The sequence below is a fragment of the Nibribacter koreensis genome, from assembly GCF_039541795.1.
GTDB lineage: Bacteria > Bacteroidota > Bacteroidia > Cytophagales > Hymenobacteraceae > Nibribacter > Nibribacter koreensis.
Map to the genome: position 1 here is coordinate 466,726 of NZ_BAABGX010000002.1, position 17,090 is coordinate 483,815.

At 50.3% G+C, this 17,090-nt stretch carries 16 protein-coding genes; 13 read left to right on the top strand and 3 right to left on the bottom strand.

The window, feature by feature from the left end:
- Positions 1 to 3: 3 nt before the first annotated feature.
- From ABD880_RS09210 to ABD880_RS09220, 3 genes are all read left to right on the top strand, one after another.
- On the top strand, positions 4 to 282 hold the full coding sequence (locus ABD880_RS09210; RefSeq protein WP_066508956.1) for a NifU family protein: 279 nt from the start codon (positions 4 to 6) through the stop codon (positions 280 to 282).
- 927 nt (positions 283 to 1,209) lie between these two features.
- On the top strand, positions 1,210 to 2,487 hold the full coding sequence (fahA, locus tag ABD880_RS09215; protein ID WP_345164918.1) for a fumarylacetoacetase: 1,278 nt from the start codon (positions 1,210 to 1,212) through the stop codon (positions 2,485 to 2,487).
- Between the two features lie 210 nt (positions 2,488 to 2,697).
- Positions 2,698 to 3,603: a flavin reductase family protein gene (locus ABD880_RS09220; protein ID WP_345164921.1), complete on the top strand. Its 906-nt coding sequence runs from the start codon at positions 2,698 to 2,700 to the stop codon at positions 3,601 to 3,603.
- Positions 3,604 to 4,058: 455 nt separating this feature from the next.
- Here the strand turns inward: ABD880_RS09220 and ABD880_RS09225 are convergent, their stop codons facing one another.
- From ABD880_RS09225 to porX, 3 genes are read right to left on the bottom strand one after another with little or no spacing between them, the layout of a single operon-like run.
- Positions 4,059 to 5,291: an alanine dehydrogenase gene (locus ABD880_RS09225; RefSeq protein WP_345168057.1), complete on the bottom strand. Its 1,233-nt coding sequence runs from the start codon at positions 5,289 to 5,291 to the stop codon at positions 4,059 to 4,061.
- Positions 5,275 to 5,742 (bottom strand): tRNA (adenosine(37)-N6)-threonylcarbamoyltransferase complex ATPase subunit type 1 TsaE, encoded by a 468-nt coding sequence (tsaE, locus tag ABD880_RS09230; RefSeq protein WP_345164923.1) that lies wholly within the window; start codon positions 5,740 to 5,742, stop codon positions 5,275 to 5,277. The genes ABD880_RS09225 and tsaE overlap by 17 nt, the downstream gene beginning before the upstream one ends.
- Entirely contained in the window at positions 5,735 to 7,297 is a 1,563-nt protein-coding gene (gene porX / locus ABD880_RS09235) for a T9SS response regulator signal transducer PorX (RefSeq protein WP_345164926.1), read from the bottom strand. The genes tsaE and porX overlap by 8 nt, the downstream gene beginning before the upstream one ends.
- A gap of 133 nt (positions 7,298 to 7,430) precedes the next feature.
- On the opposite strand from porX, the gene ABD880_RS09240 reads away from it, so the two are divergent.
- The 10 genes from ABD880_RS09240 (at position 7,431) to ABD880_RS09285 (ending at position 16,542) form a co-directional block, all read left to right on the top strand.
- Complete coding sequence (locus ABD880_RS09240; protein WP_345164928.1) at positions 7,431 to 8,663, top strand: HD domain-containing protein; 1,233 nt, start codon at positions 7,431 to 7,433, stop codon at positions 8,661 to 8,663.
- A 246-nt stretch (positions 8,664 to 8,909) separates the two neighbouring features.
- Positions 8,910 to 9,242: an ArsR/SmtB family transcription factor gene (locus ABD880_RS09245; protein WP_345164931.1), complete on the top strand. Its 333-nt coding sequence runs from the start codon at positions 8,910 to 8,912 to the stop codon at positions 9,240 to 9,242.
- 119 nt (positions 9,243 to 9,361) lie between these two features.
- Entirely contained in the window at positions 9,362 to 9,829 is a 468-nt protein-coding gene (locus tag ABD880_RS09250) for a DUF6428 family protein (RefSeq protein WP_345164934.1), read from the top strand.
- 10 nt (positions 9,830 to 9,839) lie between these two features.
- Positions 9,840 to 10,331: a GNAT family N-acetyltransferase gene (locus ABD880_RS09255; protein WP_345164935.1), complete on the top strand. Its 492-nt coding sequence runs from the start codon at positions 9,840 to 9,842 to the stop codon at positions 10,329 to 10,331.
- 220 nt (positions 10,332 to 10,551) lie between these two features.
- Positions 10,552 to 11,331, top strand: a complete 780-nt coding sequence (locus ABD880_RS09260; RefSeq protein WP_345164938.1) for a metallophosphoesterase family protein — start codon at positions 10,552 to 10,554, stop codon at positions 11,329 to 11,331.
- Positions 11,332 to 11,340: 9 nt separating this feature from the next.
- Positions 11,341 to 12,420, top strand: coding sequence for an ACR3 family arsenite efflux transporter (gene arsB / locus ABD880_RS09265; protein WP_345164940.1), 1,080 nt, complete (start codon positions 11,341 to 11,343; stop codon positions 12,418 to 12,420).
- 248 nt (positions 12,421 to 12,668) lie between these two features.
- A complete protein-coding gene (lpxD, locus tag ABD880_RS09270) occupies positions 12,669 to 13,691 on the top strand; it encodes a UDP-3-O-(3-hydroxymyristoyl)glucosamine N-acyltransferase (RefSeq protein ID WP_345164942.1) in 1,023 nt (340 codons plus the stop codon).
- 31 nt (positions 13,692 to 13,722) lie between these two features.
- Complete coding sequence (locus tag ABD880_RS09275; protein WP_345164945.1) at positions 13,723 to 15,117, top strand: bifunctional UDP-3-O-[3-hydroxymyristoyl] N-acetylglucosamine deacetylase/3-hydroxyacyl-ACP dehydratase; 1,395 nt, start codon at positions 13,723 to 13,725, stop codon at positions 15,115 to 15,117.
- Positions 15,114 to 15,902, top strand: coding sequence for an acyl-ACP--UDP-N-acetylglucosamine O-acyltransferase (gene lpxA, locus ABD880_RS09280; RefSeq protein ID WP_345164948.1), 789 nt, complete (start codon positions 15,114 to 15,116; stop codon positions 15,900 to 15,902). Before ABD880_RS09275 ends, lpxA begins: the two co-directional genes overlap by 4 nt.
- Positions 15,865 to 16,542, top strand: a complete 678-nt coding sequence (locus tag ABD880_RS09285) for an ABC transporter ATP-binding protein (protein ID WP_345164951.1) — start codon at positions 15,865 to 15,867, stop codon at positions 16,540 to 16,542. Before lpxA ends, ABD880_RS09285 begins: the two co-directional genes overlap by 38 nt.
- Positions 16,543 to 17,090: the final 548 nt, after the last annotated feature.

Genomic DNA, 17,090 nt, shown 5'->3' on the forward strand with positions numbered 1-17,090 from the left:
AATATGGCAGAGAGCGCATTGAATGAGATATTGCTTCTTCAGGTAGAGCAGGCCCTAGACTCCATCCGTCCGTACTTGAAAACAGACGGCGGCGACGTTAAGGTGCTGGAAATCACCGAGGAAAAGATTGTGCAGTTGGAGTTGGTGGGCGCCTGTGGTACCTGTCCTATGTCTGCCATGACCTTTAAAGGCGGCATTGAACAAGCCATCATGAAAGCCGTTCCCGAGATTAAAGGAGTGGTGGCCGTGAACCTGACGCCTATCTCTGAGAGCTTCGTGTAAGGCTTCTGAGTTAGATTTTCTTTCAGAAAAATTCGCCCACGGGGTGTTGAGGATTCTTTTATCTTCAACTCCCCGTGGGTTTTCCGTTTTTAGGCTATTTTCTGGAATTAGGGCAAAAATGGCTGATAGGTGATAGTTGATTTGTTTATTGGTAATAATCCCACCGGGGTTGATGCCCTCACCCACCACCTCATCTGCTTCTCCAGCTGTTATGATACTTACCTCTACTACTCCGCCGTTGTTGGTGTTATCACCAACGACCAATATTGCTTCTCCAGCTGCAGTACAGTTGTGCATGAATGTGGCTGTTCCTGCGTAATACCGTTTGCTCCGGTGCGCATTCACAGCCTTGTTTCATTTCTTCCGCTAAGCGCTCACGGCCGCGGGGCCTCGTCTTGGCCCTTCGCACTGCTGTTGTACTCTGGGCCTTTGGCCCCGCCTTTCAGGCGACGAAACAACAGAGGCGCTCAGAACCAAGACTGGTTTTGGTTCCAATCCTGCTTTGGCTATTTGGTTTTCTTAGCTAGATGTAAGTCATGGCCGTCCCTGTCGGTGCAGAGTCATGCGTGCTGCGCACGGTCTGCTTTATCTTGGTTCACGGGACTGGTTCAAGTCTTTGACTTGGACCCATGACGGCGGGCAGTTTGCAACTGCCCTGAGACGCTGGCTTTGACCTGCGCATTCCGTATTCCTTTGAAGTCGAAGATCCCGGACTTGTTCCGGGAGGAATAGGGGGATGACAGGTGCTTTCCAAATCAACAATGCCTACGCACACAAGCGGACGCTGTCCTCATTTTCATTTTTTGCTTCTTTTCCGGAAAACAGGCCAAAAACAGGTCTCACCAGAAAACTCCTACTCCTTCTGTTTAAACTTCAGAATTGTCGGGAAGGTCGCTATCTTTGTTTACCAACCTACGTCATGATTGTATGATTAGAGCCAACGACCCAACCCTTCATTCCTGGATTCAGATTGCGCCAGAGAGTGACTTTCAGATACAGAACCTTCCCTTCGGCATTTTCCAGGCCCAGGACCGCGACCCGCGCGTGGGCGTGGCCATTGGGGACTATGTGCTGGACGTGTACGTGCTCACCCAGCATGGCTTGTTTGACATGCTGGACGTGGAGGACCCTACCGTTTTTCATAGGCTGTACCTCAACGACTTCATTGCCTTGGGCAGGCCTATCTGGCGCCAGGTGCGGGACCGAATCTCTGAACTTCTGCGCAATGACAATCCAGAAATTAGGGATAACCGCGAGCTCATGGCCGAGTGCCTGGTAAAGCAGAAGGATGCCCAGATGCTGATGCCGGTGAAGGTGCCCAACTACACAGATTTTTACTCCAGTATGGAGCACGCCACCAACGTGGGCACTATGTTTAGAGACCCAGCCAACGCCTTGTTACCCAACTGGAAACACCTTCCTGTAGGCTACCATGGCCGGGCCTCATCTATCATTCCTTCTGGGGTGCCGGTGCGCCGTCCCAAAGGACAGACCAAACCCGCCGATGTAGAAAGCCCCATCTTTGGACCTACCAAACAGCTGGACTTTGAGCTGGAGGTAGCCTTCATCACAGGCAAAGCCACCGAACTGGGCTCCAGCATCACCACGCTAGAGGCCGAGGAGCATATCTTTGGCATGGTGCTGTTCAATGACTGGTCTGCCAGAGACATTCAAAGCTGGGAGTACGTACCGCTGGGACCGTTTTTGGCCAAGAACTTCGCGTCTTCTATCTCCCCATGGGTGGTGACCTTAGATGCCTTGGAGCCATTTAGAGTCCCAGGACCAGTGCAGGACCCTCCGGTATTGCCTTACTTGGAGTACAGCGGTGAAAAAAACTTAGACATCAACTTAGAGGTAACCTTAAAGGCACCAAACATGGCAGAGGAGGCCGTGATTTGCCGTTCCAACTACAAGTACATGTACTGGAACATGAACCAGCAGTTAGCGCATCACACCATCAATGGCTGTAACCTGGAAGTGGGCGACATGTACGCCTCGGGCACCATCTCAGGCCCAACGCCAGATTCTTATGGCTCCATGCTGGAACTGACCTGGCGCGGCACCAAGCCCCTGACCTTGCCAGACGGCTCTGAGCGCAAGTTCATCCATGACGGTGACACCATCACCATGCGCGGCTACGCCGAGAAGAACGGCGTGCGCGTAGGTTTTGGTGAGGTAAAAGCTAAGATTCTACCTTCCATCTAGCTAATTTGAAAATGTGAAGATGTGTAAATTTGAAGATAATTTAAACTACCATGCCGCAAGCGTCCGCTTGTGTCCGCACGTATTCCTTACAATATGCGTGCGGACACAAGCGGACGCTTGCACCATGGTAGCCTTTTCAAATTGAGTATATCATCTTCACATTTTCACATCTCCACATTTTCACATTGATTTACCTTCAAATTAGAAAAAGTGAAAGTTTTTGACCCGAAAGAGATTTCTACTGGTGAGTTTCATGCCTTGATGCTGGGTGCCATTGCGCCCCGCCCCATTGCGTTTGCCAGCACCGTAGACAAAGAAGGAAACGTGAACCTGAGCCCGTTCAGTTTCTTCAACTGCTTCGGGTCCAATCCGCCGGTGCTCATCTTCTCCCCTGCCCGCCGCGTGCGCGACAACTCTGGCAAACACACGCTAGACAACGTGCTGGAAACCGGTGAGGTGGTCATTAACATCTGCAACTACTCCATTGTGGAGCAGATGTCTTTGGCCAGTACGGAGTATGACAAAGGCGTCAATGAGTTTACCAAGTCCGGCTTGACGCCCGTGGCTTCTACCTTGATAGGCCCTCCCCGCGTGGCCGAGGCGCCGGCTGCGTTTGAGTGCAAGGTACTGGAAGTGAAACCCATTGGCGACAAGGGCGGCGCGGCCAACCTGGTTATTTGCGAGGCGGTGCTCCTGCACGTGAACGAGAATGTGCTTGGACCGGACGGGAAGAAAATCGACCCCTTCAAACTAGACGCGGTGGCCAGACTGGGTGGCGACTGGTACCTGCGCGCCAACGGCGACTGCCTCTTTGAACTGCCCAAACCCTTGCAGTCCAAAGGCATGGGCATTGACCAGTTACCCGACCACATCCGGACCAGCCAAGTCTTAACCGGCAACAACCTGGCCCGTCTTGGCAACACCGAGGCCATGCCTACGCCAGAAGAACTGCAGGCCTATGAGCATGAGCCTATGCTCCGCTACATGCTGCAAACCCACGCCCAAAACCCGCAGGAACAGGAACGCCAACTGCACCTCTTCGCCCAGAAACTCTTGGAGGAAGGACGCGTGCAAGATGCTTGGAAGGTGTTGCTTTTGGCTGAGCCGAAGGGGTAATCAGGATTTTATTTTTGGCTTGTTTTCTGGAAATCAGGCTGAAAACGGTTAATCATTGCTGATTGTTGGAGAAATCTCTAGAAAACTAATCTGGCCCGAGTCGTAATTTATCCCGAAGGATTTCGGGAGACTCAGGATTAGGGATGAGGTGTGTCTCCAGACTCACTAACACCAAGAGCCTTTTACCATAGCGCAAGCGTTCCCTTGTGTCCGCAAGCATTGTAAATCTGGAATGCGTCAGAGACAAGGCGGTGCCTGGTCTCTACAGGATTGGCATCGCCATTTATCTCCAATACCAATCCCTAATCCTAACCTTTTCCCCTAGGGAGAAGGGATAAATAAGCTAAGAGCTCCGTTTTTGGGCTGTTTTCATGAAAACAGCCCAAAAACGGAGCTCTTATAATATAAGGTAATCCAATCCTGAAAAATCGAAAGGAATCCAGAAAATCCTGCTTCTAGTTACGCACGGCAATCATCAAACTCAACTCTTTGTAGCGCATGTTGAATTTCTTGGCGATGGCGGCGTTGGTTAAGCTTCCTTTGTAGATGTAGACCCCGCTGCGATAGTGCTCATGAGTGAACAAGACTTCATTGACGCCGCCGTATTTAGAAATCTCCAGGAACATGGGCGTGAAGATATTGCTTAAGGCTTTGGTAGCGGTACGAGGTACGCGCGATGGAATGTTAGGCACGCAGTAGTGAATCACGTCATACTTGCGGTACACCGGCCGATTGTGGGTGGTCATCTCTGAGGTCTCAAAGCAACCGCCTTCGTCAATACTCACGTCAATAATCACGGAGCCAGGCGTCATCTTGGCCACTACTTCCTCTGCTATCATACAGGGCACCTGGCCTTCCTCGGCGGTGACGGCGCCAATGACCACGTCTGCGTCTTGTATCTCTTTGTGCAGGATGGTATTGTCTAGCGTAGACGTGAAGATTTGCGCGCCTACATTGTGTTTCAGTCTTCTCAGTTTATAAAGATGATTGTCAAAGACCTTCACCTCGGCCCCCAGACCTAGGGCGGCACGGGTGGCGTATTCAGCTACGGTACCGGCGCCAATGATGACAACCTTGGAGGGCGGCACACCGGTGATGCCACCCAGAATCACCCCTTTGCCTTCTTTGCCACTGCTCAAATATTCAGCGGCAATCAGCATGACGGTACTGCCGGCAATCTCGCTCATGGCCCTCACCACAGGCCTGGACTCAGACTTGTCCTTGAGGAGCTCAAAGGAGATGGCGCTTATTTTCTTGCGGGACAGGGCATTGATGTATTCAGAGGTGAGGCTGCCAATCTGCAAGGCCGAGATGAGCGTCTGGCCAGGCCTAAAGTACTCCATCTCGTCTAAGGTTGGCGGCGCAATCTTGAGGACGATGTCGGCTTCATAGACTTCCTGGGGGCTGTACACTATTTGAGCACCTGCCTCTGAATATTCATGGTCTGAGTATTTAGAAGGGGCTCCTGCGCCAGACTCCATCCAGATCTCATGCCCGTGGTCTACCAACTGCTTGACAGACTCTGGCGTGAGGCCAATACGGTTTTCCTGCAAAGAAGACTCTTTAGGAAGGCCAATGAACAGGTTGCGCTTGCGCGTTTCCACGGCCAGCATGGACTCCTTGGGCATTAGGCTGCGGGCAGTGGCCTTGGTAAGGGCCTCAAATCCAGTGCTAGGCTTTTCCGTCATTTCCTCCATAAACTCTCATCTGTATGGTACGCGCTTCGTCCTGCGGACCGGGGGCAATAGACACTATAACACCCTCCTCTGGCAACAGGTTCTCAATTTTGGACGGCCATTCTATCAAACACAGGTTGCCGGAATAAAAATACTCCAGCACGCCAATGTCCAGGGCCTCGGCGGGATCGTCAATGCGGTAGAAGTCAAAATGATAGATGACCTCGCCGCGGGCGGCCTCATACTCGTTGACCAATGCAAACGTAGGACTGCTTACGTGCTCTTGCACGCCCTTGGCCGCACATATCGCCTTGATAAACGTGGTTTTACCCGCCGCCATCTCGCCTTCAAACAAAATTATTCTTTTTTGACCGATAAATGCCAAAAATTCTGCGGCCGCCTGGGGTAGCTCTGCTTTGGAGGAAATCTGCAAGGTGCGTTCCTGCACCAATGGATCAGGCATTTTTAGAACTTAGGGTAACAAATGGAATAATAGTCTCTTCTAAAGAGACGCCCCCGTGCTGGAACGTGTCTTTGTAGTAGTTGACGTAGTAGTTGTAGTTGTTGGGGTAGGCAAAGAAATCATCGTTCATGGCAAACACGTAGGCGGTAGACACATTGGCCTTGGGCAAATGGAAGCGCTCTGGCTTGCGGCACACCAGCACGTCCTTCTCTGTGAAGCCCAGGTTCTTGCCGTGCTTGTAGCGCAGGTTGGTGTTGGTGTTGCGGTCGCCAATGATTTTGAACGGCTTTTTCACACGCACCGTGCCGTGGTCAGTGGTGATAATCAATCGGCCTTTCTTCTCGGCAATAGCTTTAAGCGTGTCAAAAAGCGGCGAGTGCATGAACCAGGAACGCGTCAGAGAGCGATAGGCGGCCTCATCGGCGGCCAGTTCCCGTATCATCTGCATGTCTGTGCGCGCATGCGAAAGCATGTCCACGAAGTTGTAGACGATCACGTTGAGCTTGTTGGACTCCAGGTTGCTCATCTTGCCTACTAACTCCTTCCCAGCCGTGATGTTAGTGATTTTGTTGTAGCTGAACTTTTCTTTGATGTTGTTCTGCTGGAGTTGAATCTCCAGGAAATCCTCTTCATGCATGTTCTTGCCTTCTTCTTCGTCGTCAGAAACCCACAGGTTAGGGTATTTCTTGGCGATTTCGGCCGGAAGCATGCCCGAGAAGATGGCGTTGCGGGCGTAAGCAGTGGTGGTAGGCAGAATGGAGTAGTACATCTCCTCGTTCTCCACGTTGAAGTAGTCGGTGATGATGGGTTCCAGCACCTTCCACTGGTCATAGCGCAGGTTGTCAATGAGCACAAAGTAGATGGGCGTGTCGCTTTCCTTCATCATCGGGAAGACGCGGTCTTTGAAGAGCTTGTGGCTCATCAAGGGGATCTCATCGGTTTCATCGTTCACCCATTCTTCATAGTTGTCCATGATGAACTTGGCGAAGTTGGTGTTGGCCTCGTCTTTCTGCATGTTAATCACGTCGGCCATGCCCTTGCCTTCGGTCTCGGCAATTTCCAATTCCCAGTAGACTAGTTTTTTGTACACGTCTGCCCATTCCTGGTAGCTGAGGCGCTCGCCAAAGGCCATGCCCAGGGTCCTGAAATCGCGTTGGTAGGAGCTGTTGGTCTTTTCATCTACCAGCCGGCGGTTTTCCAGAATCCGCTTCACGGACAGCAAGATCTGGTTGGGGTTGATGGGCTTGATGAGGTAGTCAGCAATCTTGGAGCCAATGGCCTCTTCCATGATGTGCTCTTCCTCGCTTTTGGTAATCATTACCACCGGCAGCAGCGGCCGAAGGGCTTTTATCTCAGAGAGCGCCTCCAGACCAGAGATGCCCGGCATGTTCTCATCTAAGAATACAATGTCAAAATTTTGTTCCTGCACTTTCTCTATGGCGTCTGCCCCGCTGTTGACAGGGGTCACTTCATAGCCGCGCTCCTCTAGAAAGAGGATGTGGGGCTTGAGAAGGTCAATCTCATCATCTGCCCATAAAATAGTATATCTTTGCATAGCAATATTTTTTCACGTTAGTGTGGCTTGGGAGTGCGCAATCTGGGAACAGGTCTCTTTGAAAAGGTTTTTTCCGTATAAATCGCACAACTATACAATTACCGACAACGGACACACGGAGAACTAAGTTATCTTGAATAAGAAAAAAATCTTCAACGACCCAGTCTACGGGTTCATCACGGTTCCTTCTGAGCTGCTGTTTGACATCATTCAGCATCCATATTTTCAGCGTCTTAGACGCATCAAACAACTAGGCCTCACCGAGTTTGTGTACCCTGGCGCCTTGCATACGCGGTTCCATCATGCCTTGGGAGCCATGCACCTAATGAGCATTGCCATTCAAAGCCTGAGCGGTAAAGATAATCGTATTTCTGACAAGGAATGTGAAGCCTCCATGGCGGCCATTCTCTTGCATGACGTGGGCCACGGGCCTTTTTCGCATGCGCTGGAGCATGCCATTTTTGACCAGGTGCCACATGAGCAGATCTCACTGCACATCATGCAGCTGCTCAACGAGGAGTTTGACGGCAAGCTGCAGCTGGCCATTGACATCTTCACCGACACCTACGAGCGACATTTCTTCCACCAACTGGTATCAAGCCAGCTAGACGTAGACCGCCTGGATTACCTGAACCGCGACTCTTTCTATACCGGCGTGTCTGAAGGCTTGATTGGCGCAGACCGTTTATTAAAGATGCTCAACGTGGCCGAGGACCAGCTGGTAGTGGAGGAGAAAGGCATCTATTCCATTGAAAGCTTCTTGGTAAGCCGCCGCCTCATGTACTGGCAGGTGTACATGCACAAAACGGTGACCTCTGCCGAGCAGATGGTCATGAAAGTGATGCAACGCGCCCGTGAACTCACCCAGCAAGGCGTGTCCGTGCCCGCCAGCCCGGCTCTGACCTTCTTTTTGCATGAGTCTCTGTCCATTCTGGACTTTGAGCGCGACCCAAGTATTCTCAAGAAGTTCATTGCCCTGGACGACTATGATATCTGGGGCGGCATCAAAGCCTGGGCCGAGCACCCGGACAAGATACTGAGCTACCTTTCTGTCTGCCTTTTGGAGCGGAAGCTGTTCAAAATCATCCTGTCCCCTACTCCGTTTGAGATTGAGTTTCTGGAAGGCGTGCGCGAACTAGCCCAAGAGCAGTTTAACGTGGCCCCGCAGGACGTGCATTACCTGGTGGTGACCGGCAAGATTAGCAACAACGCCTATGAATCTGGCGGCGAGACCATCAACGTACTGACCAAGCAAAGCCTGATTGTGGACGTAGCCCAAGCCTCAGACCTGCCTAACATTCAGGCCCTGAGCAAAAAAGTGGAGAAGTATTACGTCTGCTACCCAAAGGAGATTGCCAGTTTGTAAGTAATAGTTTGCAGGTATTTGCGTATTGCGCCAGCTCCTTAAGATTTTCCTTCGTTTTTGGCCTGTTTTCCGGAAAATAGGCCAAAAACGAAGGAAAAGAAAGATGTTTGATATAGTTAGAGAAATGCAAGGACTGGCTCATTACTAGTTACCAATCAAAAACTTCAGATAAAAATTCTGGAGTTTTTTTTATGAATCGAAACTTTAATCGTATTATTGCGATATAGTAATTAAAGAACGGGAATCATGGGCGTGACCAAGACACAGAATTTTACCGAGGAGCAGAACACGCTGGCTTTGTATGCAAAGGCGCTGGGTCATCCTGCCCGGGTGGCCATTCTCCAGCATTTGCTCCAGCGTACCACCTGTGTTTGCGGTGATTTGGTAGAAGTTCTGCCTTTGGCACAGGCTACCGTCTCGCAGCACTTAAAAGAACTAAAAGCAATTGGCTTGATCAATGGCACGGTAGAAGGCACCAGCGTCTGCTATTGCATCAACAAGCACAAATGGGAAGAGGTACGGGACATGCTCATGACGATGTTCGCCGCACCTGTATCTTGTGACCAGAAGTGCTGTTAACTTTTTTTGCCTTTATTCATCGTAATATTGCAATAATATATAATTGAAGAGAAAGCGGTCTCTGTACAAGCCGCCTAGCATCTGCCTTAATTTTTTAACTAGTTTTAATCCTTACTACCATGAAACTATCAGAAGTAAAAAAAATTCTGGAGACCGCTGAGTCAGTGGACTTCGGTTTAGAAAACGGAAACATGGTGCCTGAGCACTTCCATATCACAGAGGTGGGCGTGGTGACCAAGCATTTTATTGACTGCGGCGGCACTGTGCGCCATGAGAAGGTGGCCAACTTCCAACTTTGGGACGCCAATGACTTTGACCACCGCCTTAAGCCCGGCAAGCTTCTCAACATCATCAACCTCTCTGAGAAGACACTGGGCATGGAAGACCTAGACATTGAGGTGGAGTATCAAAGTGACACCATTGGTAAATATGATTTAGGGCATGACGGCAAGAAATTCATTTTAAAAGCTAAAACCACGGCTTGTCTGGCCCAGGACAGCTGCGGGATTCCGCCAGAAAAAATAAAACTTAACTTAGCCACGGTTGGGGCCGGCAACGCATGCGCCCCGGGTTCTGGTTGCTGTTAAATTACTTGCTATGGTCATAGTTGACATGTTGCCCCAACACTGGGCAGAGGTAAAACAAATTTACTTAGACGGCATAGCCACCGGCCAGGCCACCTTTAACACAGATGCTCCCTCTTGGGAGGAATGGGATAAGAGCCACTTGCCCACTTGCAGATTTGTCGCCCTGGACGGGGAGAAAGTCTGCGGGTGGGCGGCCCTTTCGCCCGTCTCTAGCCGGTGCGTGTACCAGGGCGTAGCCGAAGAAAGCGTCTACATTGCCCAGGACTGTCGGGGCAAGGGATTAGGTAGTCAGCTGCTAAGCCATTTAATCCTGGAAACCGAAAAGGCCGGGTTTTGGACCTTGCAGGCGGGCATTTTCCCAGAAAATGAAGCCAGTGTTAAACTGCATGAGAAACTAGGCTTCAGGATAGTAGGCACAAGAGAACGCTTGGCCAAACATTATGGCGTCTGGCGAGATGTATACCTGCTAGAAAGGCGCAGCACTGTGGTTGGCATGGATTAGAAGGTATTTAAAAAAAGTACCTGCCTTAAAAAGAATCACCGTAAAACAACATTTATCGTTTTTAGCCTATTTTCTAGAAATCAGGCCAAAAACGGTAGGTTATATTTTTTTGAAATATTTATTCGGTGTCTTCTAACCAAGGATTAGACCTCAACCAGAGAACTGTACGTCCATCTTATCCTTTAAAATAGATTACACCCAAAACCCACTCCAATAGTTTATGAGAATTGCTTTATTCAGTGACATACATGCCAACCTTCCGGCGTTGGAGGCAGTGCTGGCCCACATAGACCAGCAGAACCTGGACGCCGTTTATTGCCTAGGCGATTTGGTGGGCTACTGTACCTGGCCCAATGAAGTAGTGGCTGAGATTAGAAAGCGTAAAATCCCTACCCTTGCGGGTAATTATGATGAAGGCGTTGGTTTGGCTAGCCCCAACTGCGGCTGCGCCTATAAATCTGACACCGAGAAAGACCTGGGCCAGCAGTCCATTGACTATACCAACCACGTGGTCACGGATGAGACGCGCCAGTACCTGCGCATGTTGCCACGGCACATTAAGCTTACCTTTATGGATGACTCTAAACTAGAGAACAAAATAGAGCTTTTAATGGTACACGGCAGTCCGCGTAAAATCAACGAGTACCTGTTTGAGGACCGCCCAGACAAAAGCTTTCTGCACATGTTCTCTGAGGCCAATGCTGACATCCTGTTTTTCGGGCACACGCACAAGCCATACCATCGCGCCATTCCTTATGAGCAGAATGGCCAGACGCGTTACCGCCATGCCATCAACATAGGCTCAGTGGGCAAGCCCAAGGACGGAGACCCGCGCGCAGGTTACGTCATTGTGGAACTGTCCCCAGACACCAAACTCACTAATCCAGAAAGCATCCAAGTAGAATTTGTGCGGGTAAACTATGACGTGGAGAAGGCGGCGCAGGCCATAGAAGCCAGTCCCCTGCCCAATGAATTTGCCACCATGCTCAGAACCGCTTAAGCCCAGAATATGAGTCAATGTACCGTAGATCAAAGAAAGAAGCTTTCCCGCCTGGACCAATTCCTTACGCTTTGGATTTTCCTGGCCATGGGCGCAGGAGTCCTACTAGGATATTTGTACCCAGGGGTGGAAGAGGTCATTAACGTGTTTCAGGTAGGCACCGTCAATGTGCCCATTGCCATTGGTCTCATCTTGATGATGTACCCGCCGCTGGCCAAGGTGCGGTACGGGCAGCTGGGCAAAGTTTTCCAGAATGTGAAAGTGATTACGCTCTCCCTGGTCTTGAACTGGATCATAGGTCCTATTCTGATGTTTTTGCTGGCCATCATCTTCCTGAGAGACTATCCAGAGTACATGGTGGGCATCATCCTCATTGGCTTAGCCCGCTGTATTGCCATGGTTTTGGTCTGGAATGAATTGGCAGAAGGAGATAGAGAATATGCCGCTGGCTTGGTGGCTTTCAACAGCATCTTTCAGGTACTATTTTACAGTGTTTTTGCCTATGTGTTCATCACCATTTTGCCCACTTGGTTTGGCCTGGAGGGAAAGGTAGTAGACATTAGCATGGGTGACATTGCGCAGAGCGTAGGCATCTATTTGGGCATTCCGTTTTTAATGGGCTTTCTGTCCAGCCTGATTCTGCGCCGACTCAAAGGGGATGCGTGGTACCAGAGCATCTTTATACCGGCCATCAGTCCCATTACCCTCATTTCTTTACTGTTCACCATTGTGGTTATGTTCAGCTTAAAAGGAAATTTGATTGTGACCATCCCCATGGACGTGATCAGGATTGCCATACCGTTGGTCATTTACTTTGCCATCATGTTTGTGGTAAGCATTTATATGGGCAAGGCCTTGGGTGCTAACTATGCACAAAATGCGTCAGTGGCGTTTACCGCTACGGGCAACAACTTTGAGCTGGCCATTGCGGTGGCCATTGCGGTGTTCGGGTTGAATTCTGGCCAGGCGTTTGCCGGGGTGGTAGGCCCGCTCATTGAGGTTCCGGCCTTGATTGCCTTGGTGAATCTGGCGTATTGGTTTAGAAGAAAATATTACGGCCCCACAACAGACGCCGCATCAATTTCTTAGCTACCCGGCAAGTTTGGCCTACTGGTGAGGACGCTCTGGTGTATTGTAATGAAGGCTCACCCATCAACAAGTAAATACCTGTGCACAAAAACACCCTTTCCTAGTAATACCTATTGCTAGGTAATTGCTTTACAGAGAACCTGCTATCTAAACCGTGGCAGGCTTTTTTGTCTAAGTACTTTGAATAGACGAGCTACCCATTAGGTCTGGGCCAAGCATAAAATAAATTGTTTCTTTAACTTTACCCCATGGAATTTACAGTACAACAGATCGCTGATTTACTCCAGGGCCAAGTGCAAGGAGACGGTCAGGCCACGGTAAACAGATTGGCTAAGATTGAAGAGGGTACCCCGGGGGCACTTTCGTTCTTGTCTAACCCCAAATACGAGCATTTTCTGTACACCACCGGGGCATCGGCGGTGATTGTTGGCAAAACCCTGGAGCTTAAACAGGCTGTTACTACTAACCTCATTCTGGTAGAGGACCCATATAGTGCTTTTTCAACGTTACTAGAAGTCTACCAACAAGCCTTGGCGTCTATGCGCGAAGGCGTGGAAGAGCCCTGCTTCTTAGGCGAGAATTCCAGCATTGGCCCCAACCACTACCGCGGCGCCTTTTCTTACATTGGCAAAAACTGCCGCGTGGGCAAGAACGTGCACATCTACCCCAATGCCTACATTGGCGACAACGTCACCATTGGCGACAATACGGTCATTTACGCCGGCGCTAAAATCTATCCAGAAACGGTGATTGGTAGTTCTTGCACCATCCATGCCGGGGCTGTGGTAGGGAGCGACGGCTTTGGCTTTGCACCGCAGAAAGACGGCAGTTACAAAACCATTCCGCAGATTGGCAACGTGGTTTTAGAAGACCATGTGAGCATTGGCGCCAACGCCACCATTGACTGCGCCACCATGGGTTCTACCATCATAAGGCTGGGCAGTAAGATTGACAACCTGGTGCAGATTGCGCATAATGTAGAGATAGGCCAACATACGGTAGTAGCGGCCCAGACCGGAATCTCTGGTTCTGCCAAAATTGGAAACCACTGCACCATAGCCGGCCAGGTAGGTATTGTTGGGCATATCTCCATCGCAGATAAAACCATTGTAGGTGCCCAGTCTGGGGTTTCCAAGACCATAAAAGAGACAGGTACTTTCATTCAAGGCTCTCCGGCTTTTGACTACAAACAGAACCTGCGCGCCATGTCTGTTTTCCGGAAACTTCCTGAGCTACAGAAACAGGTAGATGAACTCAGAGAAAAGCGTTAACTTTGACGCCTCTTTACCTATTTAGTGCCGCATGAACGATAAACAGCATACCATCAAGGCGCCGGTAACGGTTTCTGGTATTGGATTGCATACAGGGGTTATCTCAAACATGACCTTTTTGCCTGCCCCTATCAACCACGGATACAAATTCCAGCGCGTTGATTTACCGGAGCAGCCTATTGTAGACGCTGATGTAGACAACGTGGTAGACCTGTCAAGAGGCACTACCATTGAGCAGAACGGCGCCCGCGTCAACACCGTGGAGCACGTCCTGGCGGCATTGGTAGGCTTGGAGATTGACAACGTCCTCATTCAGTTAGACGGCCCAGAGCCGCCTATCATGGACGGTAGCTCTATCCTGTTTGTACAGCCACTATTAGAAGTAGGTCTGGAAGAGCAGAATGCGCTGCGCAACTTCTTTGAGGTGCCTGAAGAGATCAGGTTCAGAGACGGTGCCCGTGAGACGGAGATTGCCATTTTACCGCTAGATGATTACCGCGTAACCGTGATGGTAGACTACCATTCGCCGGTACTGGGTAGCCAGCATGCTTCCTTGACAGACATCTCTCAGTTTAAGGACGAGATTGCCTCTTGCCGCACTTTCTGCTTCTTGCATGAGTTGGAGATGCTCTACAAGCAAAACCTCATCAAAGGCGGTGACTTGAGCAATGCCATTGTGGTGGTAGACCGCGTGGTAGAAGACAATGAACTGGATTATCTTTCTGACCTCCTTAAGAAACCTAAAGTAGAGGTAAAGAAGGAAGGAATCCTGAACAACGTTGACCTACGCTATAAAAACGAGCCTGCTCGTCATAAGCTATTAGACTTGATTGGTGACCTGGCCTTGGTAGGCCGTCCCCTGAAAGGACAGATTCTGGCTGCGCGCCCGGGTCACGCCTCTAACGTGGCCTTCGCCAAGAAAATCAAGAAATACATCAAAGAAACTGCGGTTAAAAACACGCCCATCTACGATCCTAAGAAGACGCCGGTGATGGACATTAACCGCATCTCACAGACGCTGCCGCACCGCTACCCGTTCTTGTTGATTGACAAAATCATTCATCTGGATGAGACCACGGTGACCGGCATCAAGAACGTGACCATGAACGAGCAGTTCTTTCAGGGCCACTTCCCGGGTAATCCCGTGCTGCCAGGTGTGATCCAGATTGAGGCCATGGCGCAGACAGGCGGTATTCTGGTGTTGAACACCGTGCCAGATCCAGAGAACTACTGGACCTACTTCCTAGGCATTGACAAATGCCGCTTCAGAAGAAAGGTTATTCCAGGAGATACCATTATCTTTAAGTGCGAGCTCTTGGCTCCTATTAAACGCGGTATCGCAAAAATGCAAGGTCATGCTTACGTAGCGGGCCAATTGGTAATGGAAGCAGAAATGTCTGCTAGCATCGTAAGAAAAGACGCATGAATCAGCCCCTCGCATACATCCACCCCGAAGCTAAAATAGCTCAAAACGTTGTCATAGAGCCGTTTACCAGCATCTATAAAAACGTTGAGATTGGGGAAGGCACCTGGATTGGTCCTAACGTGACCATCATGGAAGGTGCCCGCATTGGCAAGAATTGCAAGATTTTTCCGGGGGCGGTGATCTCTTCCATTCCGCAGGACCTGAAGTTTGCTGGTGAGGATACCCTTACGTTCATTGGCGACGGCACCGTGATACGCGAATGCGTGACCGTGAGCCGTGGCACCGTGGACCGCATGAAGACCGTGGTGGGCAGCAACTGCCTGATCATGGCCTATGCCCACGTAGCACATGACTGCATCATTGGCAATCACTGCATCATGGGCAATGCCGTGCAGATGGCCGGCCACGTAGTAATGGGTGATTATGCCATCATCAGCGGCGCCAGCGCCGTGCACCAGTTTGCCAAGATTGGCGCGCATGCCATGGTGTCTGGTGGTTCTTTGATTAGAAAAGATGTTCCTCCGTTTGTGAAAGCGGCCCGTGAGCCTTTGTCTTACGCCGGCATCAACTCCATTGGCTTGCGCCGCAGAGGGTATACCAATGAGCAGATTAACGACATTCAGCAGGTGTATCGCATTCTGTACATGAGCGGCTTGAACAATGCTGCCGCCGTAGACAAGATTGAACTAGAAATCTCCCCTAGCCCAGAGCGTGACGAAATCCTGAATTTTGTGCGTGACTCGGGTCGTGGCATCATCAAAGGGTACCAACGGGATGCAGATTAAGCTAACGTCTGTTGGCAAACGATATAATTACGAGTGGATTTTCAGGAATCTGTCCTATGAGTTTGTGTCTGGCAAGGCATACGCCATTTTAGGACACAACGGCTCCGGAAAATCCACTTTGATTTCCCTCCTCAGCGGTTTTCAACTCCATTCTGAAGGAGACATCTCCTACTCTTTAGGCTCCAGGCAGCTCGTGGTAGAACAGGTTTACCGCCACCTCTCCATTGCCGCACCGTATCAAGATTTACTGGAAGAACTGACGCTGGAGGAGATGATTCAATTTCATACCCGGTTCAAGTCTCTCCGTAACATCACGGCCCAGCAACTGCCAGACATTCTGCAACTACAGAAAGCCAAGCACAAATTGGTGCGTGATTTCTCCTCGGGCATGCGCCAGCGCTTAAAGTTGGGCTTAGCCCTCTATTCAGACACGCCTTTTCTGCTTTTGGATGAGCCTACTACCAACCTGGACCAAGACGGCGTGGCTTGGTACCTGGAGCATTTGCATCAAAACCGCAAAGACCGCTTGGTCATCATAGGCTCCAACGTGCCGCATGAGTACAGCTTCTGCGACGAGCAACTGTCCATCAACCAGTTTCACTACACTGCTCCCGCTCGTAAGAACAGTCTTATCCAATAGTACTTCCGTTTTTGGTCTGTTTTCTGGAAAAGAGGCTGAAAACGATTCTTGGCACAGACGCCTGCAGGAGCTCCACCCCAACCCCTCCCCAACTGAGAGGGACTTTACCTAACACGTGCGGGAGACAAGGCGGTGTCGTTGTCTCCACCTCCTCCAATGCCATCCCCCTCATCCTAACCTTCTCCCTCAGGGAGAAGGGATTGGGCTAGTCCGTTTTTGGACTATTTTCCTAAAAACAAGCTAAAAACGATTTCTTCCCAACCTGCCGCGCAAGCGAGAAAAGCATTGCAACCTTTCCTATTAGAAGTCCGCCGGCCCCTGACCGAGGGAAAAGAGACTGTTCAATCTAAGTCTCTTTTCACGAGGGAGAGAGTAGTGGCTCATCCATTGGCAAAGGCGTAAGCGGGCCATGAAATAGATAGCCTTGGCCAGGTGCACCTCTGTGAAGAAAAGACTGTCCGAGCGTTCAGCGAGTTTCTTTTCTTCTTGATTCTTTTGGTTAGGTTGAACATCAAGGAGAAAAGTGACAAACCAGGGCCGAGAGGAAG

Excerpts from the sequence above, each read along its gene's own strand:
- ABD880_RS09210 (WP_066508956.1), top strand. The coding sequence starts at position 4 with ATGGCAGAGAGCGCATTGAATGAGATATTGCTTCTTCAGGTAGAGCAG.
- fahA (WP_345164918.1), top strand. The coding sequence starts at position 1,210 with ATGATTAGAGCCAACGACCCAACCCTTCATTCCTGGATTCAGATTGCG.
- ABD880_RS09225 (WP_345168057.1), bottom strand. The coding sequence starts at position 5,291 with ATGACGGAAAAGCCTAGCACTGGATTTGAGGCCCTTACCAAGGCCACT.
- tsaE (WP_345164923.1), bottom strand. The coding sequence starts at position 5,742 with ATGCCTGATCCATTGGTGCAGGAACGCACCTTGCAGATTTCCTCCAAA.
- porX (WP_345164926.1), bottom strand. The coding sequence starts at position 7,297 with ATGCAAAGATATACTATTTTATGGGCAGATGATGAGATTGACCTTCTC.
- ABD880_RS09245 (WP_345164931.1), top strand. The coding sequence starts at position 8,910 with ATGGGCGTGACCAAGACACAGAATTTTACCGAGGAGCAGAACACGCTG.
- ABD880_RS09250 (WP_345164934.1), top strand. The coding sequence starts at position 9,362 with ATGAAACTATCAGAAGTAAAAAAAATTCTGGAGACCGCTGAGTCAGTG.
- ABD880_RS09255 (WP_345164935.1), top strand. The coding sequence starts at position 9,840 with ATGGTCATAGTTGACATGTTGCCCCAACACTGGGCAGAGGTAAAACAA.
- ABD880_RS09260 (WP_345164938.1), top strand. The coding sequence starts at position 10,552 with ATGAGAATTGCTTTATTCAGTGACATACATGCCAACCTTCCGGCGTTG.
- arsB (WP_345164940.1), top strand. The coding sequence starts at position 11,341 with ATGAGTCAATGTACCGTAGATCAAAGAAAGAAGCTTTCCCGCCTGGAC.
- lpxD (WP_345164942.1), top strand. The coding sequence starts at position 12,669 with ATGGAATTTACAGTACAACAGATCGCTGATTTACTCCAGGGCCAAGTG.
- ABD880_RS09275 (WP_345164945.1), top strand. The coding sequence starts at position 13,723 with ATGAACGATAAACAGCATACCATCAAGGCGCCGGTAACGGTTTCTGGT.
- lpxA (WP_345164948.1), top strand. The coding sequence starts at position 15,114 with ATGAATCAGCCCCTCGCATACATCCACCCCGAAGCTAAAATAGCTCAA.